Here is a 25,534-nt window from a genome sequence, read left to right as displayed (position 1 = left end):
CCTGACAAAAGAATTATGATTATGAAAAGAATAATAAATACTAAAATACTCATGTCAATGCTGTCACTTCTATTGGTAAGTGCCTGCAATAATGACGATGCTATTTCGTTCGACACATCCAAAGTCGGACAGGTGGAAGACTTTGTGGACAAACGCGACGGACACGTGTACAGATGTGTACAAATAGGCGACCAGATATGGATGATGGACAATCTTGCCTACCACCTGGACAAAGGTTCTTACGAAGGATGCTTTACTTGGGATGAATTGATTTTTGATTTTAATAAAATAACAATTCCGATTACCAATCAGCAATTCATCAAAGTATATGGCGATTTATTAGACAGCCCCAATCATGACTGGAGTGTAGAACAACCGGATATGGACATCAATAAAATGAGAGGTTATCTCACCAAATTGGAAAATGGTGCAGCAGGATATACACAATCTCTTGTTTTATCAGTAACAAGAAGATACACCGTATTTTTCAACCTATTAAACGAAAAAATATCCGAAGAAAAAGAAAAACTCAAACCGCAATTCATCAAAGAAGCAGCCAAAGCGCATTTAAGGGATGCAGAAGCCGCCAACGGCGAATATTCAAAAGCATACGGACTGCTCTACTCATTGGATGCAGCCAGAAAGGCGGTGCCCGAAGGCTGGAGAATACCTTCGGACAAAGACTGGATGAAGCTGGAAACCACATTGGGTATGCCTGCCTCCGAATTGGAAAAGACAGACGCATGGCGTGGAGACGGCTGCGGAGACTTCATCAAAGTAGGCGGTTCCGCCCTATTCGAAGCCAAAATGGGCGGTTGCAATGCCTGGTCGAGTTCAGGTCACCAATACATTCTTCAGGGAGAATGCGGCTACTTCTGGACCGACGAGGAGTGGACTACCATCCATGTCGGCAATAATACCGATTCGGACGACAACGAAGGTAGCAGCCAGGAAAACGTAAGACAAGGTATCATACGCCAAGTAGCTCTCTATTCGCCGATGATATGGCGCGGCACTACCCGATTGGACGGCAACGGACGCCCGGTGTGCTACAGCGTACGCTGCGTAAAAGATGCAAGATAATTTTAACAAACTATTTTAATATGAAATTAAAAGTATTGACTTTATTAACCGTGTGCTTGCTGGCTTCATGGACAGGATACGCACAAAACCGTCAACGGGAAATGTACGGAGACGAAACCCGTGAAGTGAAAATGAATTATGTACATTCGTTGGAGCAGGCCTGCAAAGATGCTTATCGTCAAAAGAAGCTGATATTCGTCAACTGCCATGCAGACTGGGCGGCTCCCTGCCTGGGTATGAACCAGTTTGTGTTCAGCGACGAGGAGTTTTGCCGCTACATGGACAAAACGTTCGTCAACCTGTTTGTAGATATGTCTTCGCCCGAAGGGAAGGAAATAAGAAAAGAGTATGGCGTAGACGTATTCGCGCAATATCTGATACTCAACTACAAGGGGGAAGTAATACAGCGCATACAAGGAGGAAGCAAGCTGCCGGAGTTTAAAGAAATGGTAAACTTGTCGCTCAACAAGAAAACGTCGCTGGCAGGAACCCGCCTCAAATACGAGAGCGGCAAATACTCCAAGAAAGACCTTTACAACTACTTGAAAGCGCTTCGAGTGGCAGGGTCCGACTCGCTATTCAAATCGCTTGCTAAAGAATATATGGCAATGATGGAGGAAAAGGAATATGCACAACCGGAAAACTGGATATTCGCCCATCTCCACAAAAATCGCCAGGGCGCCTACTACCGGTATATGGTTGCCAACAAACCGTTGTTCATAAAGAACGTGGGCGAGAAACAGGTCAACGGCTATCTTACCTCTTTGTTCAGTTCGGAGATATTGAGCTACGCCACCGGCAGCACCGAATACGATGCGGAAGCACTCAACCGCCTGCACGGCGAAATGCGCGAAGCGGCATTGCCCGACACCTGTGCTTGTGAGATTCTTTACAACGTAGCCCTGCTGCGCGGTGAAAGAAAAATGCACGACCTTCTGCAATATCTGAACGAAAACGGCAAATACCTGGACAACCACCGGGGAATACGTTCGCTCGTTGAACTGAACCTCCCCCAGCCGGGCATGAAGGATGCAGAAAAGCAAGAACTTATCAGCTATTTGCAACGTGCATCGGAACGGGAGAAAGGAACGACTTCACGACGTCTGAAGGAGTTGATTGAGCAACTCGAAAAGAATACCTCGCAAGGTATCGACTTCCAGCACGCTCCTTTCGCCAGCCTATTGACAAAGGCCAAAGAAGAAAAGAAACTGATATTTGTAGATTGCTACACTTCCTGGTGTGGTCCTTGCCGCATGATGGCGAACAATGTATTTACCCGTCCGGAAATAGGCGACTATTTCAACGCTCACTTCATCAATGTCAAAATCGACATGGAGAAAGGCGAAGGTAGAGACCTGGCTAAAAAATACGAGGTGCGTGCCTTCCCCACCCTGCTGATGATAGACCACGAAGGCAACATCGTAGAACGAATGGTAGGCGCTCAAAGTACGGAGAAATTACTGGAATGGGCAAAGTCTGTAAAACACAATGACTAATCTTTCTGTATCTGTGGGTGGTATGTCAAAACTCACTACCCACAGATACAGAAACACTATCGGTTGAACAACTCAAACGTGAGCTTACAGCCTATTCTTCCGAATTTCCAGTTTTCGCTGCTCACAAAAACTCCCACATCGAAAACATGCGTACCGATGCCATATCCGACTTCCATATAAGGCTGAAGATGCGGCATACAAAGCGCACTGACATATATACGCTCATTTTGCACATAACGGGTATACTTCATCAGATGCCGGAGAATAAGGAACGGAGCTTCGTAGGTGAAATGCCCCCGCACATAACGGCGGGAGGAGTTATACCAACGTGAGTCAAGCACCTGAAATACTCCGCCGATTTCATCATTCCAGCCTACGGGAAGATTATGACGGGAGAAATTGGCAAAGTCCACAAAATACAACTCATCCTGGTTAGTGAATGCTCCGAATCCGAAACGATAATAAATATTACGCATCAATCCCATCCGGATTTGATGCTGAAGGTCAAACTCTATTCTTTCATATTCGCCCGTACTTTTAAATACTCCTTTTATTCCCCGTTCATAATCGACCGAGAAGGTTGGATAGATGGAACGCAGGTTAATCTTTCGCTTTCCATTCATATAATAATAGAGTCCCGGTGTCCATTCCACTCGGATACGGGGGGCGAAACTGATATAAGTGTTCTTGAATTTATCCATAAATTCCGGAGGCGGCATCGGATAATCACCGGTTATCACAAAACGGGAAGGCTCTACGGCGGTTCTTCTATGGGCAGAGAAACCCAGCCCGACATCCAGTCCATTAACCACCTCAACTGTATGGCGGAGATTAAAATACAAGTCCTTGAAATAATCAAGGTGAATTAAATTGAAATCAAAGATGCTGTCCGGCATAGCTTTCAGTTCATCCAGCACCTTACTACTATAAATGCGGTTACCATTCCCCACATTCAACCGGAAGAATCCCCGTTTCTGCGGCCAGTATTCAAAGTCGGCATTCAACGACCAATAGAACTCCTTACGTGTAAAGTTATATCCGAGCTTAGGTACAATACGAAGCACTTTATCCCCTCTGAAAAGACGGTTATAGCGGAAATCCTGCCGATAAGACAAACCGTTACTTCCGCTATAACTGAATAAAAGCGGGTTTATAAAGGGAGAGAACCGTACGCTTCCGATATTAGACAAATTGAATTTATAATCTTCCATCATCAAATCACCGATTGTTCCCCAAAAGGTCTGACTCTTGGATGGCTTTTGTATGGTAGCCGTGTCACGTCTAAGCGCATAGTCGGAATATAGTTTCTTCTCATTCTCATTCAAAGGAATCGGGCGCAAGATAGCAAAGGTAGAGGCATCCGTCTTATAGGCATTCGTATCGCACTGCAAGGAGAAAGATTCCGAAAGATTATATTTCCTCTTTTCTTTCTTACGCACCTTTATTTCTTTCAACTCGATGGATTTATAGTCTAAAGACGCGGTATAATTACCATCCACCTCATTTCCGAGAAATTTAAAAAGAGCCTCTACGTCATAACGTACCGGCAAGAATTCGTTTTTCTTGCCGACATCTCCCATTTTTATCCGGCAGGTAAACGTTATCAATTCCGACCTTCCGGAAAAACGAATCTCACGCACACTCCAGACATTGCTGCTAACTACCATATATCCACCTACCAACTGATCGCTCTTGGTACGGGGAATAAAGCGGACCCGATAATTCAGATTATTAGGATCTCCCATCACGCTGTCTATCCGGTATTTATAATATTTCTGTCCGTTTTTAGCCAGCGGCGACAACAAGCGTTCATCGTTCAGCAAAGAAGAAGAGTAGATATTTACGTTAAAGTATTCGAGCAAACCCGGTAATCCCCTGTTTCCCCTCACTGTTCCTTGGGAGGCTTTCACTTTCTGGTCATAAATATTGGGAGCCGTATAATGGAGGTCACTGTATGTTTCAAGCAGATATTCGCGAACTCCTTTTTGCAAACGAAACATAGAAGGCACATAACGGAGAATAAAATTCTTTTTCTGAATATCCATCCTACCTTTTATATATAGGTTCGCGCGATAGTCACTGACTATTGTTTCATACAAAGGCGCAAAAGTCATCACACGCTCAATGATGGAATCGACGGAGATCTCCTGACGAGTATAAGGATTCATTATATAATTATTGGCTGCCCCCTTTGGAATAAAAGAGAACAGACACAATATGCATCCTATCAATATTTTATCTCTCAATTATCGTATCTCCTCCATTAACGCAGGCAAATATAAAAAAGAATATCGAAAAGCAATGGGATTAAGCTACTAAAATTTATATTTCACCGTTCAACTAAGAACGGTTCAGTCATGAATACATCAGTTGAGAATTCCGCCCCTACTAGAGAAGCTTTTGTAATTCTCCCATAAAAGTTTTTTTTCATTTTTGCCCTCATGCCCTCATATTTCCTCTCAATCCCTTTATTCATGGTGTTTTCCGCTGTTAGGGCAAGTATGATAGCAGAGTGAGGGCAAACGTTTGCTCTCACGCTCCGATCATTCAGTTCATTTAGTCAGTGCCTATATTTTCTTATGAAAGTAAGTAAAAAAGAGATAAACTAGTTCCGATTGTCCCACATATTGTGGGAAAGTATTCCCTCATATTATGGGAATTTATTCCCAACTAATAGGGAATCTTTTCCCAATTAACAGGGAATACTTTCCCACAATATATGGGACAAAGAGAACCTGTACTTCTCAGGTAATGATTGACTAGTTGTTTCTTTATTCTTGTTACTGAAGTTTCGCAAGTGCTCTGCATAGCTTCTCCTCCTTCTGAAAGGTTGCTCTCCCCCGATAACGGGGGAGTCGGAGGGGAAATCCCAAAATACACATAGAGGGATAGCTGGGTTAGTTGGAGAATCAGCAGAGGGGGTATCTTCAAAAAAAATACATCAATTTCTTAAAATACCCCCTTCAAAATAGGGGTACTTTCAGAAAAAACATATAATTTTGCGCCATCAACCGATAAAAATTAGACCATTTATGTCAAAAATGCGTTTTTATGCCTTACAAGAGCTTTCCAACCGGAAACCTCTGGAAGTAACTGCTCCTTCCAACAAACTCTCTGATTATTATGGTAGCCACGTGTTCGACCGCAAGAAGATGCAAGAGTATCTTCCTAAAGAAGCCTATAAAGCTGTAACCGATGCTATCGAAAAAGGGACACCTATCAGCCGCGAAATAGCAGACTTGATTGCTAACGGCATGAAAAGTTGGGCCAAGTCGCTCAACGTCACTCACTACACACACTGGTTCCAGCCTCTGACAGACGGAACAGCCGAGAAACATGACGGTTTTATCGAATTCGGCGAAGACGGCGGAGTAATCGAACGCTTCTCCGGAAAACTGCTGATCCAGCAAGAGCCGGATGCCTCTTCTTTCCCTAACGGCGGTATCCGCAACACGTTCGAAGCACGAGGATATACAGCCTGGGATGTTTCTTCACCAGCATTCGTAGTAGATACTACTCTTTGTATCCCCACTATCTTCATTTCTTACACGGGTGAAGCGCTGGATTACAAAACTCCCTTATTGAAAGCACTTGCCGCTGTAGATAAAGCAGCAACGGAAGTCTGCCAACTATTCGACAAGAACATCACCCGCGTATATACCAATTTAGGATGGGAACAGGAATATTTTCTAGTCGACTCTTCCTTATATAATGCACGCCCCGACCTCTGCCTGACAGGACGGACACTGATGGGACACTCTTCTGCCAAAGACCAACAATTGGAAGACCACTATTTCGGCTCCATCCCTCCACGTGTCACCGCATTTATGAAAGAACTCGAAATTGAGTGTCACAAACTGGGAATTCCCGCCAAAACCCGTCATAACGAAGTAGCCCCCAACCAATTTGAGTTGGCCCCTATCTTCGAAAACTGCAACCTGGCGAACGACCACAACCAGCTTGTCATGGATTTGATGAAACGTATCGCAAGGAAACATCACTTCAATGTACTCCTGCACGAGAAACCATACAGCGGAGTAAACGGTTCGGGCAAGCACAACAACTGGTCGCTCTGCACCGACACCGGCATCAACCTGTTCGCGCCCGGAAAGAATCCGAAAGGAAATATGCTATTCCTTACTTTCCTGGTAAACGTCTTAATGATGGTTTATAAAAACCAGGATTTACTGCGTGCCTCCATCATGAGCGCCAGCAACAGCTACCGTTTGGGAGCCAACGAAGCTCCTCCCGCCATTCTTTCCTGTTTCCTGGGCTCACAACTCTCGTCCACTCTCGACGAAATTGTCCGCCAGGTAGGTAACGAGAAAATGACACCGGAAGCAAAAACCACCCTGAAGTTAGGTATCGGACGTATCCCCGAAATCCTGCTGGATACTACCGACCGTAACCGCACCTCTCCTTTCGCATTCACCGGAAACCGTTTCGAATTCCGTGCCGCAGGTTCTTCTTCCAACTGTGCCGCTTCTATGATTGCAATCAATGCTGCCATGGCAAACCAGTTGAACGAATTCCGCGCATCGGTAGAAAAGCTGATGGAAGAAGGAGTAGGCAAAGACGAAGCCATCTTCCGCTTGCTGAAAGAAACGATTATCGCCTCCGAACCGATTCGCTTTGAAGGCGACGGTTACTCAGAACAGTGGAAACAGGAAGCCGCACGCCGCGGACTGACTAACATCTGCCACGTACCGGAAGCCCTGATGCACTACGTTGACAACCAATCCAAAGCTGTACTTATCGGTGAACGTATCTTCAACGAGACAGAGTTGAACAGCCGCCTGGAAGTGGAACTGGAAAAGTATACCATGAAGGTGCAAATCGAAGGCCGTGTATTGGGCGACCTCGCCATTAACCACATCGTGCCGACTGCCGTTGCCTATCAGAACCGGTTGCTCGAAAATCTTCGCGGACTGAAAGAAATATTCCCTGCCGAAGAATACGAAGTGCTGAGTGCCGACCGCAAAGAACTGATTCGTGAGATTTCACACCGGGTGACTTCCATCAAAGTACTGGTTCGCGAAATGACCGAAGCACGAAAAGTTGCCAACCATCTGGAGAACTATAAGGAAAGAGCGTTTGCCTACGAAGAAAAAGTACGTCCATACCTCGATCAAATCCGCGACCACATCGATCATCTGGAGATGGAAGTGGACGACGAAATATGGCCGTTACCCAAATACAGGGAACTGTTATTTACCAAATAAAATGTCTTCAAGATTGCACGAAAGCTCCCACTTTTGTGCAATCTTTTTATAGATTCGTTCATTTTCTCATTTTTTCTTTTTACTTTTGTGCTGTATAACACAGTTTTATAGCACTCATGGTAAAAATGAATATGTCAGACATCGATATTTCGGAGCCGTTATCCGATATGTTAGCTCCTTTAAATAACGAACAAAAGGAGTTTCTGATGAACAACTATACGATACAGACCTACAAAAAAAATGAAACTATCTACTGCGAAGGAGAAACACCTTCTCATCTGATGTGCCTTATCAGTGGGAAAGTAAAAATCTTCAAAGATGGTGTGGGAGGTAGAAGTCAGATTATCCGCATGATTAAACCACGCGAATACTTTGCCTACCGTGCTTATTTTGCCAAACAAGATTTTGTAACTGCCGCAGCAGCTTTCGAACCCTCTGTTGTTTGTCTGATTCCCATGAATGCTATCTTAACTTTAATTGCCCAGAACAATGACCTCGCCATGTTTTTTATCCGCCAGTTGTCTATTGATCTCGGCATCTCGGACGAACGCACCGTCAATCTGACACAAAAGCATATCCGCGGACGCCTGGCCGAATCTCTCATCTTCCTGAAAGAAAGCTACGGCTTGGAAGAAGACGGATCTACCTTGAGCATTTATCTTTCACGCGAAGATTTAGCAAACCTCTCTAATATGACTACTTCGAATGCTATCCGCACGCTGTCTCAGTTTGCTACGGAACGCCTGATTACAATCGACGGAAGAAAGATCAAAATCATCGAAGAAGAAAAACTGAAGAAAATAAGTAAGATCGGATAATACAGTATCCCAGTTAAAAGGATAAACATTATTTTTAAATTTCGGAGCCTTTCAAGTTCCGTTTTTTTGTTTCCATATAATTGGAACTTATCATTTACCCCCAGTTGCCAAAAGACAAAAGAAAATCGCCTGAACTTTACCCAGGTTTACGGATTCTAACGTATTCTTAGGTAAAATTTAAGCGATTCTTTCTAAAAGGCTCTTAGTCAGCCTTTGTATTTGATAATAACCGGAAGAAGTTATCGGATAATTTCTTATCTTAGATAATTCCTTTTGCAGAAAGATAACGTTCGGCTTCGATAGCAGCCTTGCAACCACTACCTGCTGCTGTAATAGCCTGACGATAATGCGGGTCAGCTACATCTCCGGCAGCAAACACTCCGGGAACTTTCGTACGCGGACTACCACCGTCTGTAATAATATAACCAACTTCATCAGTATCCAAATAATCCTTGAATATATCTGAATTCGGTTTATGGCCAATAGCCAGGAAGAAACCGTCAATAGGCAAACTGTAGCGTTCTTCATCCGGTTCACCCAAACGTTTCACAAGATTTACTCCTTCTACACCATTGTCACCGTACAGACCGACAGCATTATGTTCGAAAAGCACTTCTATCTTCTCATGATTCATCACACGTTCCTGCATAATCTTCGACGCACGCAGGAAAGGCTTGCGGACAATCAGATATACTTTTGACGCAAGTCCCGCAAGATAAACCGCCTCTTCACAGGCTGTATCACCGCCACCAACAACGGCAACCACTTTCTTACGATAAAAGAAACCGTCACAAGTGGCACAAGCACTGACACCCATTCCAGCATACTTCTTTTCATCTTCCAGTCCCAGATACTTAGCTGTCGCCCCCGTAGAAATTATCAATGTTTCCGTTTCGATTTCTTTTTCTCCGTCAATCGTTATTTTATAAGGAGCCTTGCTCAAATCTGCCGCAGTAGCAATGCCAAAACGAACATCTGTCCCGAAACGGCTTGCCTGCGCACGCAAGTCTTCCATCAACTGCGGACCACTGACACCTTCAGGATAACCGGGGAAATTTTCAACATCCGTAGTCGTAGTTAACTGTCCACCGGGCTGCAATCCTTCATAAAGCACCGGACACAAATTTGCACGTCCTGCATAAATCGCTGCCGTGTATCCGGCAGGTCCTGAACCAATAATCAGGCACTTCACTTTTTCTATTTCTGCCATTTTATTATACTTTTATTATTTTGTTATTCAAGAAAAACACTTTATCTCAAATCAATAATCTCTGCACTCGGATATTGCTTTCTGTTAAAAACAAAAATGCCATCCGCATAATCCTGCCCTGTCTGATAATTCATAATGGTTATTTCATTACGCGTCTGTTGCCCACGTTGTTGAAGCAGAATATACAGAGGTTCGTAAGCATCCTTCGTTACATAAAGAGTAATGCGTTCCAATTCCTGTTTCTTATCCTTAGCCGTCAAAACTACCTCCCAAACAGTTTTTCCACAAAATACTTTCACTGCTCCCAGTTTGTAAGAGAATCCTTTTTGGTATATATAAAGAAACGTATACGGATTAATCTGCTGCAACTCTTCCTGAGTCGGATTGCTGACATTCACTTCATCATTCTTCGCCACATAACTCCACTGCGTCTTCCCGTCAAACCAAGTGACCAGATCAGAGGTTTTCAATACGAATTTCTCACCCTTCAACTGAATAGTTCCGCTCTCCGCCCCTTCTGCAAGTCCGTTTGTCACCGCCTTTATAATGAAATCAGCCTTCACGCCGCCTGCTTTACGAAATGCCTCAGCCGTCTTATCAAGAACAACTTTAGCCTGCGACTGCTGTTGTTGAGCAATCACAGGCAATGACAGTAAAGCTATTAAAACACTAAAAATATATTTTCTCATTTGATAAATAAACAATTGATTACTGCAAATTGTTCAAACGCATTTCAAGGTCGTTATCATCTATACAAAGCACGTCACGCGCTTTACTTCCCTGCGTGGGTCCAACGATTCCCGCTTTTTCAAGTTGATCCATGATACGGCCGGCACGATTATAACCGATAGCAAATTTACGCTGAATCAACGAAGTCGAACCTTGCTGATGAATAACGACCAACCGGGCAGCATCTTCAAACAACGGATCGCGATGTCCCATATCAATATCCCCTACTTCACTATTACTATCTTCACTCACATATTCGGGCAAGAAGAACGGAGTAGGATAACTTTGCTGACGGGCAATGAATTTTGTAATTTCTTCTACTTCCGGCGTATCGATAAAGGCACACTGCACACGCACCGGATCAGCTCCCTGCAAGAAGAGCATATCTCCCTTTCCAATCAAACGGTTTGCTCCCGGACGGTCAAGAATAGTACGAGAGTCCATCATAGCAGATACACGGAAAGCGATACGAGCCGGAAAGTTAGCCTTAATCGTACCTGTAATAATATTAGTAGTCGGACGCTGCGTAGCGATAATCATATGAATACCGACAGCACGCGCCAGTTGGGCGATACGGGCAATCGGGAGTTCCACTTCCTTACCAGCCGTCATAATCAAGTCACCAAACTCATCAATAACGACTACGATATACGGCATAAATTTATGTCCCTTCTCCGGATTCAGGCGACGGTTGACAAACTTTTCATTATATTCTTTAACGTTACGCACATGCGCCATTTTCAACAAATCATAGCGTGTATCCATTTCCACGCAAACAGAATTCAAGGTTTGCACAACCTTCGTTACGTCTGTAATAATCGGTTCACCACCATCGGGAAGCTTGGCAAGGAAATGATTTTCAATAACCGAATAGATACTGAATTCCACTTTTTTCGGATCGACCAAAACAAATTTCAGTTCGGCCGGATGTTTCTTATATAACAAGGATGTAATAATCGCATTCAATCCGACAGACTTACCCTGCCCGGTTGCACCTGCCACCAACACGTGCGGCATCTTGCAAAGGTCGAACATAAAGACTTCATTCGTAATAGTCTTACCAAGCACAATAGGCAGGTCAAATTTGGACTCTTGGAATTTCTTGCTGCCAATAACGCTTTGCCCGGAAACAATCTTCGGATTCTTGTTCGGCACCTCAATACCAATAGTTCCTTTACCCGGTATCGGAGCGATAATACGGATACCGTCAGCAGAAAGACTCAACGCAATATCATCTTCCAATCCGCGAATCTTGGAAATACGTACTCCTTGCTCAGGAGTGATTTCATAGAGAGTGACCGTGGGCCCTACCGTTGCCTTAATCGTACTAATCTCAATACCGAAACTGCGCAACGTATTGATGATACGGTCTTTATTCGCATTCTGCTCATCCATATCAATCGTCGGGTCGTCATTCTCGAAATGTTTCATCAAGTCGATAGTAGGAAAACGGTAGTTCTCCAAATCCTTGGTCGGATTGTAAGGTTCCACTTCCGGGCCCTGATACTCTTCTTCCGAAGCAGCAGATTCCACTTCAAATCCAGGTTCTTCATCCTCAGCAGTTTCCTTCGGGAGTGATACAACAGAATTAGAAGCAGCCGGTTCAAACACCATAGTAACCCCTTCGCTTTCTTCAGATAAAGAGGAGGATTCTTCCGTTTCCTGCTGATTCACCGGAAAGTCTTCCTCTTCTTCATGCTCTTCAGATTGTATATCCATCACAGGCGCAGGCGGCGTCTGCTTATAAGTCCGTTTCAACTCAAATTCCACTTCTTGCGGCTGAGAGGTTGCAAATTCCGGTTCACCACCTACTGCCGGAGCCGCCTCCACTTCTTCTCTCTTCTTACGTTTCAAGAAACTCAATGCGAAAAGTTTACGCAACCAAACAACTGTACGCGCACTGATATATATAAAGAAACAGATAGCCGTTATCAACAGAATCATCCATACTCCGGGCACACCCACTTGGGAAACCAACCAACGGCTGACATTATATCCGTGCATACCGCCTAAATAAATAAAAGAATCCTGATAATGGTCCATAAAGGTAAATCCGAAGAATATGGAGAACCAGATCAACAGCAACGTACATCCGATAAACCATTTCCATAGCCGGACAATACGCACACGCATCAGTTTCAATCCCGCCACAGCCAAAAAGACAAGGATAAAGAAGGAAGAGATACCAAAACAGTCATTAATCAGATAACTCGCCAACTGTGCTCCGCGCGAACCGGCATAGTTCTTCACATGATTGTCAACAACCGACAGGTCGGCCGGATTTCCACTGTCAAGAATACTCTGATCTGCTGCTCCCGTGAAAAAGAACGAGGAAAAAGCTAACAGCAAGTAAACGGAAAAGATGACCAACATCAATCCGATGACAAAATGGACAGTTTCATTCTTCAATATTGCAACGATTTTACTTGGGGAAGAGGGAGTACGATCCGTCTCCTTATCTAATTTCTTCTTTGCCATGACTTTTTATTCTTTTTATAAAATTGGAATCATATTCTAAGCCGCAAAAATAATAAAAAAATAACGAGCACTACGCTCATTCAATCCTTTTTCTTACCTTTGCGTTTCAAATCAATACTGATTATGGAAAAAGAAAGTCAAACGATATTTGATAAGAATGTAATTGAGTTCGTAACGGTAGCCGCTGAATTTTGCGCATTTCTCGAACGTGCCGAACGCATGAAGCGTAGCGACTTCGTTGATACATCCCTGAAAATACTTCCCCTGCTCTATCTCAAAGCATCTATGCTCCCGGAGTGCGAGACTATCGGGGATGAGGTACTCGAAACGTATGTGACAGAGGAAATCTACGAAATCCTGCGTATCAATCTTGCAGAATTGATGGGCGACAAGGATGATTATCTAGACGTATTCGTACAGGATATGGTTTATAGCGACCAACCCATCAAAAAATCCATCTCGGAAGATTTGACAGATATCTATCAGGATATCAGAGATTTTATCTTCGTTTTCCAACTGGGACTGAATGAAACGATGAACGACTCATTGGCACTCTGCCAGGAGAATTTCGGAATGTTGTGGGGACAGAAGCTGGTAAACACGCTGCGTGCACTCCACGACGTGAAATACAACCAACAAGAAGAGGACGGTTGCCATTGCCACGATGACGATTACCATTATCACGAAGACGGCTGCCATTGCCACCACGATGAATAAATTAGAAATGATTGTAAGAAGAACCATAGATAAAGATGAATTAAAGGAGCTCCCGAAAACTATTTTTCCGGGACGAATCCATGTTATCCAATCGGAAGCGGAAACGAAAAAGGCGGTAGCCTACCTGCAATCCAGAACTGTGATAGGTATCGATAGCGAAACGCGCCCTTCCTTCACGAAAGGACAGTCGCACAAAGTAGCACTCCTTCAGGTTTCTTCCGAAGAATGTTGTTTTTTGTTTCGTCTTAATATGACAGGATTAACCCAACCATTAGTTGACTTGTTGGAAAATCCAGGCGTGATTAAAGTCGGCCTTTCACTAAAAGATGATTTTATGATGCTGCATAAACGTGCACCTTTCACCCAGCAAAGTTGCATCGAACTGCAAGATTATGTACGCCAGTTCGGCATCCAAGACAAAAGCCTGCAAAAGATTTACGCAATCCTGTTTAAAGAAAAGATTTCCAAATCACAACGCCTGTCCAACTGGGAGGCCGATGTACTGAGTGACGGACAAAAGCAATATGCCGCCACCGATGCCTGGGCTTGTCTCAACATCTATAACCTGCTACAAGAACTGAAGCAAACGGGCAATTATGAAATAGCCCCCGAAGAAAAGAAAGAAGAACATTTAATCGAATCAGATAAATAGAACATCATGCATAAAGTCTACCTCAAACCCGGCAAAGAAGAGTCTCTCAAAAGATTTCACCCCTGGATTTTCTCCGGTGCAATCTCCCGTTTCGACGGAGAACCCGAAGAAGGTGAAGTTGTGGAAGTATATACCTCAAAAAAAGAATTTATCGCTGAAGGACATTTCCAAATCGGAAGTATCGCCGTACGCGTACTTTCTTTCCGCCAGGAACCTATCGACCACGAGTTCTGGAAACGTAAGTTGGAAATTGCATACAACATGCGTCGCAGCATCGGTATCGCCACGAATCCAACAAACAATACCTATCGTCTCGTACACGGTGAAGGCGACAACCTTCCCGGGTTGGTTATCGACGTTTACGCCAAGACCGCTGTCATGCAGGCACATTCGGCAGGAATGCATGTAGACCGCATAGCAATCGCTGAAGCTTTATCAGAAGTAATGGGAGATAAAATAGAGAACATTTATTATAAATCAGAGACAACACTCCCTTTCAAAGCCGACCTTTTCCCTGAAAACGGTTTCCTAAAAGGCGGAAGCAGTGATAATATCGCGCAAGAATACGGATTGAAGTTCCATGTGGACTGGTTGAAAGGCCAGAAAACAGGATTCTTCGTAGACCAGCGTGAAAACCGTTCTTTACTAGAACGCTACGCCAAAGACCGTTCGGTACTGAATATGTTCTGCTACACCGGCGGGTTCTCATTCTACGCCATGCGCGGCGGCGCAACGCTCGTCCATTCTGTCGACAGTTCTGCCAAAGCCATCGATTTAACAAATAAGAATGTAGAGTTGAACTTCCCCGGTGATCCTCGCCACGAGGCTTTTGCCGAAGACGCATTCAAATATCTCGACCGCATAGGCGACCAGTATGATTTAATCATTCTCGACCCGCCCGCATTTGCCAAACACAAAGATGCCCTGCGGAATGCTTTGCAAGGTTATCGCAAACTGAATGCCAAAGCATTCGAGAAAATCAAACCGGGCGGCATCCTGTTTACTTTCTCCTGTTCACAGGTAGTGACCAAGGATAATTTCCGCACTGCCGTGTTTACCGCAGCCGCCATGTCGGGACGCAGTGTGCGCATCCTGCACCAACTAACCCAGCCTGCCGACCATCCGGTAAATATCTACCATCCTGAAGGAGAATACCTGAAAGGTCTGGTACTCTATGTAGAGTAAAAAAGAGGACAGTAACAGAAAAAAGGAAGCTTCAAAGTTAATTAGAGTTAACAAACAGAAGATTTATAGCAAAACATTATGTTGTATAACATAAAACCCCTTATCTTTGCACTGTGTTTTTCATGGTATTAGATTTAAGGTTAACAAAGATTGGCTGTCTGGGATAGATAGCCTTCTTTTTTTTATACCCCCTCCATTTACTTTTTCGAAAGCAAATCTCCCCCTTTTTTCCACATTTATGCCTTTTTTATCGCCTTTTTATCCAATATCTAGTCTACCTATTCAATGAAAATATTATATTTGCATCTATTATCAACAAAAGAGAAACACAAATTAAAAAAGTCATGAGTATAAAAGTTCGTTTGATTATTATGAACTTCCTGCAATTCTTTGTCTGGGGGTCATGGTTAATATCACTAGGTGGTTACATGGGTAGAGAACTCCACTTCGAAGGTGGACAGATCGGAGCTATTTTCGCCACTATGGGTATCGCTTCTTTAGTAATGCCTGGTATTATCGGTATTATTGCCGATAAATGGTTTAATGCGGAACGTTTATACGGACTTTGCCATATTGCAGGAGCAGCCTGCCTCTTCTATGCCTCTACAGCAACGAGTTATGACCAGATGTATTGGGCAATGTTACTTAACCTCTTAGTATATATGCCGACTTTATCATTGGCCAATACTGTATCATACAATTCTCTGGAACAATATAAGTGCGACCTCATTAAAGACTTCCCCCCTATTCGTGTATGGGGAACAATCGGCTTTATCTGTGCCATGTGGGCGGTAGACCTTACCGGATTCAAAAATTCGAGTGCACAGCTTTATGTAGGTGCCGCATCTGCATTGTTGCTCGGACTCTATTCTTTCACTTTGCCAGCTTGCCTCCCCACTAAATCGGAAAACAAATCTTTGCTTTCCGCTTTCGGACTGGATGCACTGGTATTATTCAAAAAAAAGAAAATGGCAATTTTCTTCCTTTTCTCTATGCTTTTGGGAGCAGCCTTACAGATTACCAACACATACGGCGACCTGTTTTTGGGTAGTTTTGCCAGCATTCCCGAATTTGCAGAATCCTTTGGAGTGAAACATTCGGTTATTCTGTTATCCATATCCCAAATGTCCGAGACACTGTTCATTCTCGCCATACCTTTCTTCCTGAGACATTTCGGCATCAAGCAAGTAATGCTTATCAGTATGTTTGCATGGGTATTCCGTTTTGGTTTGTTCGGCTTCGGAGATCCGGGCAACGGGCTGTGGATGCTTATCCTTTCCATGATCGTTTACGGAATGGCTTTTGATTTCTTCAACATTTCCGGTTCGTTGTTTGTTGAACAGGAAACCAGTTCTTCCATCCGTGCCAGTGCACAGGGATTATTTTTTATGATGACCAACGGACTGGGAGCAATCATCGGCGGATATGCCAGCGGCGCCGTAGTGGATGCATTCTCTGTATATACCGACGGTAAACTGGTAAGTCGCGAATGGACAGACATCTGGCTGATATTTGCAGCTTATGCACTCGTCATCGGTATTTTGTTTGCCTTAGTATTCAAGTACAAGCACCAGCGAGAGAGTCAAACAAATTAAGCAAGAAAAACAATGGACAAAAAGATAGAATTACAAGTTATAAATATCACAAACAGCCAGGCGCAGGTAGGTGCATTCGCTATGCTACTAGGCGAGGTAGACGGTGAACGGCAACTACCAATCATCATCGGTCCGGCAGAAGCCCAGGCTACAGCTTTGTATCTGAAAGGAATCAAGATGCCCCGTCCGTTAACACATGATTTATTCATTACCGCTCTCACAGTGTTGGGTGCCAGTCTGATACGTGTATTAATCTACAAAGCTAAAGATGGTATTTTCTACTCCTATGTTTATCTTAAAAGAGACGAGGAAATAATACGTATCGACGCACGCACTTCGGATGCAATAGCCTTGGCAGTGCGTGCCGACTATCACTGTCCGATTCTGATTTATGAATCCATCCTTGAACAGGAATGTCTGCATATATCCGAAGAAAAAAGAGTTGGTTCCGAAGAATCGGATACAGACGAAGGCTCCGAAGAAGAACATCGGTCATCTGCTCCTACGCCTTTCTCTCTCGAAGAGACATTACAACAGGCTATCAAAGATGAGAATTACGAACTGGCGGCACAGATACGGGACCAAATCAATTCAAGAAATAAAAATCAGTAACTACTATTATGCACGTATTTTATACTCCTGATATACAAAAAAGTAATGAGCTTCCAGAAGAGGAAGCACAGCATTGCACCCGTGTTCTGCGGTTAAGTATCGGAGATGAGATCACCCTTACCGATGGCAAGGGTCACTTCTACAAAGCGGAAATCACGGCTGCGACCAACAAACGTTGCCAGGTAGCCGTTAAAGAGACAGTCTTTCAGGAACCGCTATGGCCTTGCCATTTACACATTGCCATGGCACCGACCAAGAACATGGACCGCAACGAATGGTTTGCAGAGAAAGCTACTGAAATAGGTTTTGATGAGTTGACTTTTCTCAACTGCCGTTTCTCTGAACGTAAAGTCATCAAGACCGAACGAATCGAAAAAATCCTCGTTTCAGCAATCAAGCAGTCACTCAAAGCCCGTCTGCCCAAACTGAATGAAATGACAGATTTCAATAAGTTCATTGTCCAGGAATTCAAAGGACAGAAGTTCATCGCCCACTGTTATGAAGGTGAAAAACCTTTATTAAAGAATGTCCTGAAACCTGGAGAAGACGCACTTGTACTGATAGGGCCCGAAGGAGATTTCAGTGAAGAAGAAGTGAAAAAAGCCATTGAGCAGGGATTTGTCCCCATCAGTCTCGGCAAATCACGGCTTCGTACAGAAACAGCGGCACTGGTAGCTTGCCACACGCTAAACCTGCTAAATCAATAACCATAGCAACCGTCCGAACCATGATTATACAACTTTTTTTTTAAAATAACATAAGTATGGCAAAGAAAATGATTTCACGACTATCGGTACTGACGGTACTGATTGTTTTTCTGACAGCATGTTCCAAGACATCAGAGTACACTAATGTGATACCGGCTGATGCTTCGGTAGTCGCTTCTATCAACCTTAAATCCCTTGCCAGTAAAGCAGGATTGAATGACAAGGAGAATGAAACTGCCAAACAAAAAGTATTGGAAGCACTGAAAAGCGGAATGAACGCCGCTACTTTCCAGCAATTGGAAAAAGTCATGAAGAATCCCAGCGAATCGGGTATTGATATAGAATCCCCATTCTATGTATTTTCTTCATCTTCTTTCCCATATCCAGCCATCGTAGGTAAAGTGAGCAATGAAGATAACCTGCACACTTCATTAGACGTGATGACTAAAGAACAAATCTGTCAGCCGGTCAGCGAAGCAGACGGATACAGTTTCACCACCATGAATGGTATCCTGCTTGCTTTCAATAACTCTACTGTAATGATCGTCACCGTAAACGGTACTTCCCAAACAGACAAAGCAAAAAAAGGTATCACCGACTTGATGAAACAAACAGCAGACAACAGTATCGTGAAATGCGGTGCTTTCCAGAAAATGGAACAACAAAAGAGTGATGTCAACTTCTTCGCTTCTATGAAAACTATCCCGGCAACCTACCGCAATCAAGCAAGTATGGGGCTGCCCGCTGAAGTAAAACCGGAAGACATTACCCTTGTAGGCGGACTGAATTTTGAGAAAGGAAAGATTGCTCTCAAATCAGAAAACTATACAGAAAATGATGCTGTTAAGGCATTGTTGAAAAAGCAAATGGAATCGTTTGGAAAAGCAAACAACACTTTCGTTAAATACTTCCCGTCTTCCACACTGATGTTCTTCAATGTAGGTGTGAAAGGAGAAGGGCTTTACAACTTGTTGAGCGAGAATAAGGAATTCCGAAACACAATATCCATCGCTAAGGCTGACGAAGTGAAAGAACTGTTCGGCTCGTTTAACGGTGATATTTCTGCGGGATTGATTAACGTTACCAGGAACATCGCTCCAACATTCATGCTATACGCAGACGTAAAGAACGGAAACGCACTCGAAGCTCTTTACAAGAACAAACAATCACTAGGCTTGAAAAGAGGGGAAGATATCATTCAACTTGGCAAGGATGAATATGTCTACAAAACAAAAGGCATGAATATATTCTTCGGTATGAAGGATAAACAAATGTATGCTACCAATGATGAATTACTCTACAAGAACGTGGGCAAAGCTGCCGACAAATCAATAAAAGATGCTCCATACGCATCGGATATGAAGGGAAAAAACATCTTTGTAGCAATCAACGCTGACGCAATACTGGACTTGCCTGTTGTTAAAATGGTAGCAGGTTTCGGAGGACAGGAAGTTAAAACATATATTGAGTTAGCCAATAAAGTCTCTTATCTGTCAATGAGTTCAGAAGGAGAAATCAGCGAGATCGACCTTTGCCTGAAAGACAAAGACGTCAACGCTCTCAAACAAATCGTAGACTTTGCCAAGCAATTTGCCGGCATGTAATTAACTTGTAAACAAACGGTATGAATAGTATTCACCTGCAGCAAACACTTCCCCAAGTGTTTGCTGACCGTAATTCGGTGACTTCGGATGTATGGCACCAGGATCTGATCTTCCGGAAAGAAGAAATGTATCTGATTGAAGCAGCTTCCGGCACCGGCAAATCTTCGTTGTGTAGCTATATCTATGGTTATCGCAACGACTATCAGGGGATTATTAATTTCGATGAAACCAATATCAAAGCATACTCCGTGAAACAATGGGTCGACCTAAGAAAGCATTCACTAAGTATGCTTTTTCAAGATTTACGCATCTTCACCGAACTGACCGCTCTTGAAAATGTGCAATTGAAGAATAACCTTACCGGATGCAAAAAGAAAAAAGAAATCCTATCATTCTTCGAGCAACTGGGTATCGCAGATAAAATAAATGTGAAAGCCGGCAAACTATCTTTCGGACAGCAACAGCGTGTCGCCTTTATCCGAGCACTCTGCCAGCCATTCGATTTTCTTTTTTTGGATGAGCCTATCAGCCACTTGGATAATGACAACAGCCGCATCATGGGCGAACTTATCATTGCCGAGGCAAAGGCACAAGGAGCCGGTGTAATCGCAACCTCCATCGGAAAGCATATCGAGTTGCCTTACAACCATATACTTCAACTATAACGAGTAATTACTGCATCATTTCAAATCGTAAATCGTAAAATCATAAATAAAATGCCAACTCTTGTCTGGAAGCTCCTCCGCCAACATATCAGTATCGGTCAACTGGCCGGTTTCTTTTTAGCCAATCTATTCGGCATGATGATTGTATTGCTTAGTGTGCAGTTTTATAAAGATGTCATTCCGGTATTCACCGAGGGCGACAGCTTTATGAAAAAGGATTTCATCATAGCTACCAAGAAAATCAGCACACTTGGTTCTTTTGCCGGAAAGAGTAATACGTTCTCTGCCGAAGATATTGCGGATTTGAAGAAACAACCATTTACCAAAACAATAGGGGCCTTCACTCCTTCTCAATTCAAAGTATCGGCAGGATTGGGCATGCAGGAAGCTGGTATCCATCTTTCCACGGATATGTTTTTTGAGTCTGTTCCCGATGAGTTTGTCGACATCAAACTCGACAAGTGGCACTTCGATGAAAGCACGCATACCATCCCCATTATCATTCCCCGCAACTATCTGAACCTTTATAATTTTGGTTTTGCGCAAAGCCGGAGTCTGCCCAAATTATCGGAAGGACTGATGGGACTGATACAAATGGATATTATGATGCGCGGCAACGGACGGGTAGAACAGTACAAAGGAAACATTGTCGGCTTCTCCAACCGATTGAATACTATTCTTGTACCCCAATCCTTTATGAAATGGGCCAACGAAAATTTCGCTCCGAACACTGAAGCACAACCTGCACGACTGATTATCGAAGTCAACAATCCGGCAGATTCTTCCATCGCCAGCTATTTTCAAAAGAAAGGATACGAAACGGAAGACGGGAAACTGGATGCCGGAAAAACGACTTATTTCCTACGTCTTATCATAGGCATCGTATTGGGAGTAGGTTTATTTATCAGTATTCTTTCATTCTATATCCTGATGTTGAGCATTTTCTTGCTCTTGCAGAAAAATACGACTAAGCTGGAAAGCCTGTTATTAATCGGATACAGTCCCAACAAAGTAGCCTTGCCTTATCAGTTACTCACGGTAGGACTGAATGTTATCGTACTTGTATTATCCATCGGATTAGTTTCCTGGCTACGCAGTTATTACATAGATAGCATCCGATTGTTGTTTCCACAATTGGAAACCGGATCACTGTGGGCGGCTATCAGCATGGGCATTCTTCTATTCATAGTCGTATCAGTAATCAACATACTGGCAGTAAAGAGAAAGGTACTTTCTATCTGGATGCATAAATCATAAATGAAACTGAGTCTATTCCGTACTCCCTGCGAACGATTTTTCATTTTCGTTTCTCATATTCTCATAATTTTCAGATAAACAAAAGATAATCAAACAGATATCTTATGAGAAATACTTTTTAAAAACGGTATTTCTCATAAGTTTACCCGTATTTTAGCTTAAAACAGACCATATTCTCATAGTGTTTCAAGGTATTTCTCATAGTGTCGTGTGCCGGAAACTAGTGTTGCAATAAACAAAACTATGTATTCCTTTTGTATGTTTCCATATACAGTGTTTTAGTCCCACATATTGTGGGAAAAGATTCCCAACTGCTTGGGAAAAGATTCCCAACTGCTCGGGAAAGTTTTCCCTTAATATGAGGGAAAGTTTTCCCACAATATATGGGACAATTAGAACTAATGGGCATCTTCAAGTAAAAAGCCACTATTTTATCTAAAAACATAAAGAATCCACACGTTTGATTAAAAAGCATAAAGACTCCGGCAGAATAACACAAAGATATACATCTATCTATACAATAGATATCAGATAGAAAAGGAAAACGAAATAAAAAAGTGATTGAATATCAAACAGGTTAAAATTATTTCGTAATTTTGCAGATATAAAAGAATGAAGCTATGCCGGACTATGATTTAATCGCCATACTCGGACCTACAGCCTCGGGTAAAACTCCCTTTGCCGCTGCCTTGGCCTATGAACTTAACACAGAAATTATCAGTGCCGATTCCCGACAGATATATCGTGGGATGGATCTCGGTACGGGAAAAGACTTAGCAGACTATACCGTAAACGGACGTACAATCCCCTACCACTTAATCGACATTGCAGATCCCGGATATAAATATAATGTATTCGAATATCAACGCGATTTCCTGATTTCTTACGAAGCCATCAAACAAAAAGGTTGTCTCCCCGTTTTATGTGGAGGGACAGGCATGTATCTGGAATCCGTATTGAAAGGATATAAACTGATGCCCGTGCCGGAAAACCCTGAATTACGTGCCCGCTTGGCAAATCATTCTCTGGAAGAACTGACGGAAATATTAGGTCGGTACAAAACATTACACAACTCCACCGACGTAGATACCGTGAAACGTGCTATCCGTGCAATAGAGATTGAAGAGTATTATGCTGCCCATCCGGTTCCCGAACGGGAGTTTCCGAAACTGAACAGCCTCATCATTGGTGTGGATATCGATCGGGAACTGCGTCGCGAAAAGATTAGCCGGAGACTGAAACAACGGTTGGACGAAGGCATGGTCGACGAAGTGCGACATTTAATTGAACAAGGTATCGCACCGGATGATTTGATATACTACGGACTGGAATACAAGTACTTGACCTTGTACGTCATAGGCGAATTGACTTATGAAGAAATGTTCAATGGTCTGGAAATAGCCATTCACCAATTTGCCAAACGGCAGATGACCTGGTTCCGGGGCATGGAAAGAAGAGGATTTACCATCCATTGGATGAGCGCGAAGCTGCCGATGGAAGAAAAGATAGCCTTTGTCAAAGAAAAACTGGAAGGGATTTAGTATATTTGGCAGTTATTTATAGTGAGATTTTAAATACAGTAGGATAGAAATACGGATATGAGTGTAGAACCGAAGAAATGGGGAGTGATTTATAACCCGAAAGCCGGCACCCGAAAGGTAAAAAAACGCTGGAAAGAAATCAAGGAATACATGGACAGCAAAGGTGTCGACTATGACTATGTGCAATCCGAAGGTTTCGGCTCAGTAGAACGTCTCGCTAAGATTTTAGCAAACAACGGTTATCGCACGATTGTCGTTGTGGGTGGTGATGGCGCTTTGAACGATGCCATTAACGGCATTATGCTATCCGATGCCGAAGATAAAGAAAACATCGCTCTCGGCATAATTCCCAATGGTATCGGAAACGACTTCGCCAAATATTGGGGGCTTAGTACCGAATATAAACCGGCTGTCGACTGTATCATCAATCACCGGCTGAAAAAGATAGACGTAGGATACTGCAACTTCTATGACGGCAAAGAACATCATCGCCGCTACTTCCTCAATGCCGTCAATATCGGACTGGGTGCACGAATCGTAAAAATCACCGACCAGACCAAACGTTTCTGGGGAGTGAAATTCCTTTCGTATGTTGCCGCCCTGTTCTCGTTGATATTCGAACGGAAACTATACAGAATGCATCTACGCATCAATGACGAGCACATCCGCGGACGCATCATGACGGTATGCGTAGGCAGCGCATGGGGATGGGGACAGACTCCGAGTGCCGTTCCTTACAACGGATGGCTGGACGTATCCGTCATCTACCGCCCGGAATTCCTGCAAATCATTTCCGGCTTATGGATGCTTATTCAGGGAAGAATACTGAATCACAAAGTAGTGAAAAGCTACCGGACAAAGAAAGTGAAAGTACTCCGGGCACAAAACGCGTCTGTGGATTTGGACGGACGTTTATTGCCTAAGCATTTTCCTTTGGAAGTGGGCATACTTCCTGAAAAGACAACACTTATTATTCCGAACTAATAAAATCAGGCACAGATTACACGGTTTCCAGTAAATCATAATCTGCACAAACTGTGTAATCAGCCGCGCGTAATCCGTGCTTAAGAAATAAACTAATAATAGCATAAAAATGATAGAACTTAAAAACAATCCTGCCGGCAATTTCTTCCTACTTGCCGGTCCTTGTGTGATAGAAGGCGAAGAGATGGCAATGCGTATTGCCGAACGAGTGGTTAAAATCACCGAAGCATTGCAGATTCCTTATGTATTCAAAGGGTCTTACCGCAAGGCAAACCGCTCACGCCTGGATTCGTTTACAGGTATCGGCGATGAGAAAGCGCTGAAAGTGCTGCAAAAGGTACGCGATACGTTCGGAGTTCCTACCGTAACAGATATCCATAGTGCCGAAGAAGCAGAAATGGCAGCCGAATATGTGGATATTCTTCAGATTCCTGCTTTCCTTTGTCGCCAGACAGACCTGTTGGTAGCAGCCGCCAAGACCGGAAAGACGATTAACATCAAGAAAGGACAGTTCCTCTCACCTTTGGCTATGCAGTTTGCTGCCGACAAAGTAGTGGAAACCGGAAACAAGAATGTGATGCTGACCGAACGCGGAACAACTTTCGGTTATCAGGATTTGGTCGTTGACTATCGCGGTATCCCCGAAATGCAGACATTCGGTTATCCTGTCATCCTGGATGTCACCCATTCATTGCAACAGCCCAACCAAACCAGCGGAGTGACCGGTGGAATGCCGCAACTGATAGAAACCATAGCCAAAGCAGGCATTTCCGTAGGCGTTGACGGCATCTTTATCGAAACGCACGAAAATCCTGCTGTAGCCAAAAGTGACGGTGCCAATATGCTCAAATTAGACCTGTTGGAAGGGCTGTTAACTAAGTTAGTCCGCATACGCGAAGCTATAAAATGACGTTTTTTCCCTGTCTATTTGTGATTTGCGGCTAAATACAACGACAAATTACTCAGAAACATTTATTTA

Annotated in this window: 21 protein-coding genes; 16 read left to right on the top strand and 5 right to left on the bottom strand. The window is 43.4% G+C overall.

Going from position 1 to position 25,534, the window contains the following annotated elements:
• Positions 1–21: 21 nt before the first annotated feature.
• Positions 22–1,083 carry an FISUMP domain-containing protein gene (locus tag NSB03_RS01845; RefSeq protein ID WP_159102118.1) on the top strand — a complete coding sequence of 354 codons (1,062 nt, stop codon included), beginning with the start codon at positions 22–24 and terminating at the stop codon, positions 1,081–1,083.
• 20 nt (positions 1,084–1,103) lie between these two features.
• Positions 1,104–2,579: a thioredoxin family protein gene (locus tag NSB03_RS01840; RefSeq protein ID WP_162222337.1), complete on the top strand. Its 1,476-nt coding sequence runs from the start codon at positions 1,104–1,106 to the stop codon at positions 2,577–2,579.
• A gap of 56 nt (positions 2,580–2,635) precedes the next feature.
• Here NSB03_RS01840 and NSB03_RS01835 read toward each other — a convergent pair whose 3' ends face one another.
• A complete protein-coding gene (locus tag NSB03_RS01835) occupies positions 2,636–4,825 on the bottom strand; it encodes a DUF5686 family protein (protein ID WP_162222338.1) in 2,190 nt (729 codons plus the stop codon).
• 83 nt (positions 4,826–4,908) lie between these two features.
• Entirely contained in the window at positions 4,909–5,055 is a 147-nt protein-coding gene (locus NSB03_RS01830; protein ID WP_162222339.1) for a hypothetical protein, read from the bottom strand.
• Positions 5,056–5,611: 556 nt separating this feature from the next.
• On the opposite strand from NSB03_RS01830, the gene NSB03_RS01825 reads away from it, so the two are divergent.
• Positions 5,612–7,801: a glutamine synthetase III family protein gene (locus tag NSB03_RS01825; RefSeq protein WP_135034776.1), complete on the top strand. Its 2,190-nt coding sequence runs from the start codon at positions 5,612–5,614 to the stop codon at positions 7,799–7,801.
• 116 nt (positions 7,802–7,917) lie between these two features.
• Positions 7,918–8,619, top strand: coding sequence for a Crp/Fnr family transcriptional regulator (locus tag NSB03_RS01820; protein WP_024986308.1), 702 nt, complete (start codon positions 7,918–7,920; stop codon positions 8,617–8,619).
• Positions 8,620–8,878: 259 nt separating this feature from the next.
• Here NSB03_RS01820 and trxB read toward each other — a convergent pair whose 3' ends face one another.
• From trxB to NSB03_RS01805, 3 genes are read right to left on the bottom strand one after another with little or no spacing between them, the layout of a single operon-like run.
• Positions 8,879–9,829: a thioredoxin-disulfide reductase gene (gene trxB, locus NSB03_RS01815; protein ID WP_135034778.1), complete on the bottom strand. Its 951-nt coding sequence runs from the start codon at positions 9,827–9,829 to the stop codon at positions 8,879–8,881.
• A gap of 41 nt (positions 9,830–9,870) precedes the next feature.
• A complete protein-coding gene (gene lolA1, locus NSB03_RS01810; RefSeq protein WP_024986309.1) occupies positions 9,871–10,518 on the bottom strand; it encodes an outer membrane lipoprotein periplasmic chaperone LolA1 in 648 nt (215 codons plus the stop codon).
• Between the two features lie 19 nt (positions 10,519–10,537).
• On the bottom strand, positions 10,538–13,036 hold the full coding sequence (locus tag NSB03_RS01805; RefSeq protein ID WP_024986310.1) for a DNA translocase FtsK: 2,499 nt from the start codon (positions 13,034–13,036) through the stop codon (positions 10,538–10,540).
• A gap of 123 nt (positions 13,037–13,159) precedes the next feature.
• Here NSB03_RS01805 and NSB03_RS01800 point away from each other — a divergent pair, with 123 nt between their 5' ends.
• The 12 genes from NSB03_RS01800 (at position 13,160) to kdsA (ending at position 25,465) form a co-directional block, all read left to right on the top strand.
• Complete coding sequence (locus tag NSB03_RS01800; RefSeq protein WP_024986311.1) at positions 13,160–13,753, top strand: DUF5063 domain-containing protein; 594 nt, start codon at positions 13,160–13,162, stop codon at positions 13,751–13,753.
• A gap of 7 nt (positions 13,754–13,760) precedes the next feature.
• Positions 13,761–14,405 (top strand): 3'-5' exonuclease, encoded by a 645-nt coding sequence (locus tag NSB03_RS01795; RefSeq protein ID WP_024986312.1) that lies wholly within the window; start codon positions 13,761–13,763, stop codon positions 14,403–14,405.
• A 6-nt stretch (positions 14,406–14,411) separates the two neighbouring features.
• Positions 14,412–15,590, top strand: a complete 1,179-nt coding sequence (locus tag NSB03_RS01790) for a class I SAM-dependent rRNA methyltransferase (RefSeq protein WP_024986313.1) — start codon at positions 14,412–14,414, stop codon at positions 15,588–15,590.
• A gap of 344 nt (positions 15,591–15,934) precedes the next feature.
• A complete protein-coding gene (locus NSB03_RS01785; RefSeq protein ID WP_024986314.1) occupies positions 15,935–17,185 on the top strand; it encodes a nucleoside permease in 1,251 nt (416 codons plus the stop codon).
• 12 nt (positions 17,186–17,197) lie between these two features.
• Positions 17,198–17,797: a bifunctional nuclease family protein gene (locus tag NSB03_RS01780; RefSeq protein WP_024986315.1), complete on the top strand. Its 600-nt coding sequence runs from the start codon at positions 17,198–17,200 to the stop codon at positions 17,795–17,797.
• A gap of 8 nt (positions 17,798–17,805) precedes the next feature.
• Complete coding sequence (locus tag NSB03_RS01775) at positions 17,806–18,504, top strand: 16S rRNA (uracil(1498)-N(3))-methyltransferase (protein ID WP_024986316.1); 699 nt, start codon at positions 17,806–17,808, stop codon at positions 18,502–18,504.
• A gap of 56 nt (positions 18,505–18,560) precedes the next feature.
• The gene (locus NSB03_RS01770; protein WP_024986317.1) at positions 18,561–20,108 is read left to right on the top strand and encodes a DUF4836 family protein; all 1,548 of its coding nucleotides are present in this window, start codon (positions 18,561–18,563) and stop codon (positions 20,106–20,108) included.
• Between the two features lie 20 nt (positions 20,109–20,128).
• A complete protein-coding gene (locus NSB03_RS01765) occupies positions 20,129–20,773 on the top strand; it encodes an ATP-binding cassette domain-containing protein (protein ID WP_024986318.1) in 645 nt (214 codons plus the stop codon).
• 51 nt (positions 20,774–20,824) lie between these two features.
• On the top strand, positions 20,825–22,030 hold the full coding sequence (locus NSB03_RS01760) for a transporter (protein WP_024986319.1): 1,206 nt from the start codon (positions 20,825–20,827) through the stop codon (positions 22,028–22,030).
• A 620-nt stretch (positions 22,031–22,650) separates the two neighbouring features.
• The gene (gene miaA / locus NSB03_RS01755; protein ID WP_024986320.1) at positions 22,651–23,571 is read left to right on the top strand and encodes a tRNA (adenosine(37)-N6)-dimethylallyltransferase MiaA; all 921 of its coding nucleotides are present in this window, start codon (positions 22,651–22,653) and stop codon (positions 23,569–23,571) included.
• Between the two features lie 57 nt (positions 23,572–23,628).
• On the top strand, positions 23,629–24,555 hold the full coding sequence (locus NSB03_RS01750; RefSeq protein ID WP_024986321.1) for a diacylglycerol/lipid kinase family protein: 927 nt from the start codon (positions 23,629–23,631) through the stop codon (positions 24,553–24,555).
• A gap of 109 nt (positions 24,556–24,664) precedes the next feature.
• Positions 24,665–25,465: a 3-deoxy-8-phosphooctulonate synthase gene (gene kdsA / locus NSB03_RS01745; protein WP_024986322.1), complete on the top strand. Its 801-nt coding sequence runs from the start codon at positions 24,665–24,667 to the stop codon at positions 25,463–25,465.
• Positions 25,466–25,534 lie beyond the last annotated feature (69 nt).

This window comes from Bacteroides acidifaciens (assembly GCF_024623065.1).
Classification (GTDB): domain Bacteria; phylum Bacteroidota; class Bacteroidia; order Bacteroidales; family Bacteroidaceae; genus Bacteroides; species Bacteroides acidifaciens.
This window is presented reverse-complemented; position numbering and strand designations above follow the sequence as displayed.

What these genes read in the sequence shown, in the direction of transcription:
- NSB03_RS01845 (WP_159102118.1), top strand. Translation starts at nt 22, where the DNA reads ATGAAAAGAATAATAAATACTAAAATACTCATGTCAATGCTGTCACTT.
- NSB03_RS01840 (WP_162222337.1), top strand. Translation starts at nt 1,104, where the DNA reads ATGAAATTAAAAGTATTGACTTTATTAACCGTGTGCTTGCTGGCTTCA.
- NSB03_RS01830 (WP_162222339.1), bottom strand. Translation starts at nt 5,055, where the DNA reads ATGAATAAAGGGATTGAGAGGAAATATGAGGGCATGAGGGCAAAAATG.
- NSB03_RS01825 (WP_135034776.1), top strand. Translation starts at nt 5,612, where the DNA reads ATGTCAAAAATGCGTTTTTATGCCTTACAAGAGCTTTCCAACCGGAAA.
- NSB03_RS01820 (WP_024986308.1), top strand. Translation starts at nt 7,918, where the DNA reads ATGGTAAAAATGAATATGTCAGACATCGATATTTCGGAGCCGTTATCC.
- trxB (WP_135034778.1), bottom strand. Translation starts at nt 9,829, where the DNA reads ATGGCAGAAATAGAAAAAGTGAAGTGCCTGATTATTGGTTCAGGACCT.
- lolA1 (WP_024986309.1), bottom strand. Translation starts at nt 10,518, where the DNA reads ATGAGAAAATATATTTTTAGTGTTTTAATAGCTTTACTGTCATTGCCT.
- NSB03_RS01805 (WP_024986310.1), bottom strand. Translation starts at nt 13,036, where the DNA reads ATGGCAAAGAAGAAATTAGATAAGGAGACGGATCGTACTCCCTCTTCC.
- NSB03_RS01800 (WP_024986311.1), top strand. Translation starts at nt 13,160, where the DNA reads ATGGAAAAAGAAAGTCAAACGATATTTGATAAGAATGTAATTGAGTTC.
- NSB03_RS01795 (WP_024986312.1), top strand. Translation starts at nt 13,761, where the DNA reads ATGATTGTAAGAAGAACCATAGATAAAGATGAATTAAAGGAGCTCCCG.
- NSB03_RS01790 (WP_024986313.1), top strand. Translation starts at nt 14,412, where the DNA reads ATGCATAAAGTCTACCTCAAACCCGGCAAAGAAGAGTCTCTCAAAAGA.
- NSB03_RS01785 (WP_024986314.1), top strand. Translation starts at nt 15,935, where the DNA reads ATGAGTATAAAAGTTCGTTTGATTATTATGAACTTCCTGCAATTCTTT.
- NSB03_RS01780 (WP_024986315.1), top strand. Translation starts at nt 17,198, where the DNA reads ATGGACAAAAAGATAGAATTACAAGTTATAAATATCACAAACAGCCAG.
- NSB03_RS01775 (WP_024986316.1), top strand. Translation starts at nt 17,806, where the DNA reads ATGCACGTATTTTATACTCCTGATATACAAAAAAGTAATGAGCTTCCA.
- NSB03_RS01770 (WP_024986317.1), top strand. Translation starts at nt 18,561, where the DNA reads ATGGCAAAGAAAATGATTTCACGACTATCGGTACTGACGGTACTGATT.
- NSB03_RS01765 (WP_024986318.1), top strand. Translation starts at nt 20,129, where the DNA reads ATGAATAGTATTCACCTGCAGCAAACACTTCCCCAAGTGTTTGCTGAC.
- NSB03_RS01760 (WP_024986319.1), top strand. Translation starts at nt 20,825, where the DNA reads ATGCCAACTCTTGTCTGGAAGCTCCTCCGCCAACATATCAGTATCGGT.
- miaA (WP_024986320.1), top strand. Translation starts at nt 22,651, where the DNA reads ATGCCGGACTATGATTTAATCGCCATACTCGGACCTACAGCCTCGGGT.
- NSB03_RS01750 (WP_024986321.1), top strand. Translation starts at nt 23,629, where the DNA reads ATGAGTGTAGAACCGAAGAAATGGGGAGTGATTTATAACCCGAAAGCC.
- kdsA (WP_024986322.1), top strand. Translation starts at nt 24,665, where the DNA reads ATGATAGAACTTAAAAACAATCCTGCCGGCAATTTCTTCCTACTTGCC.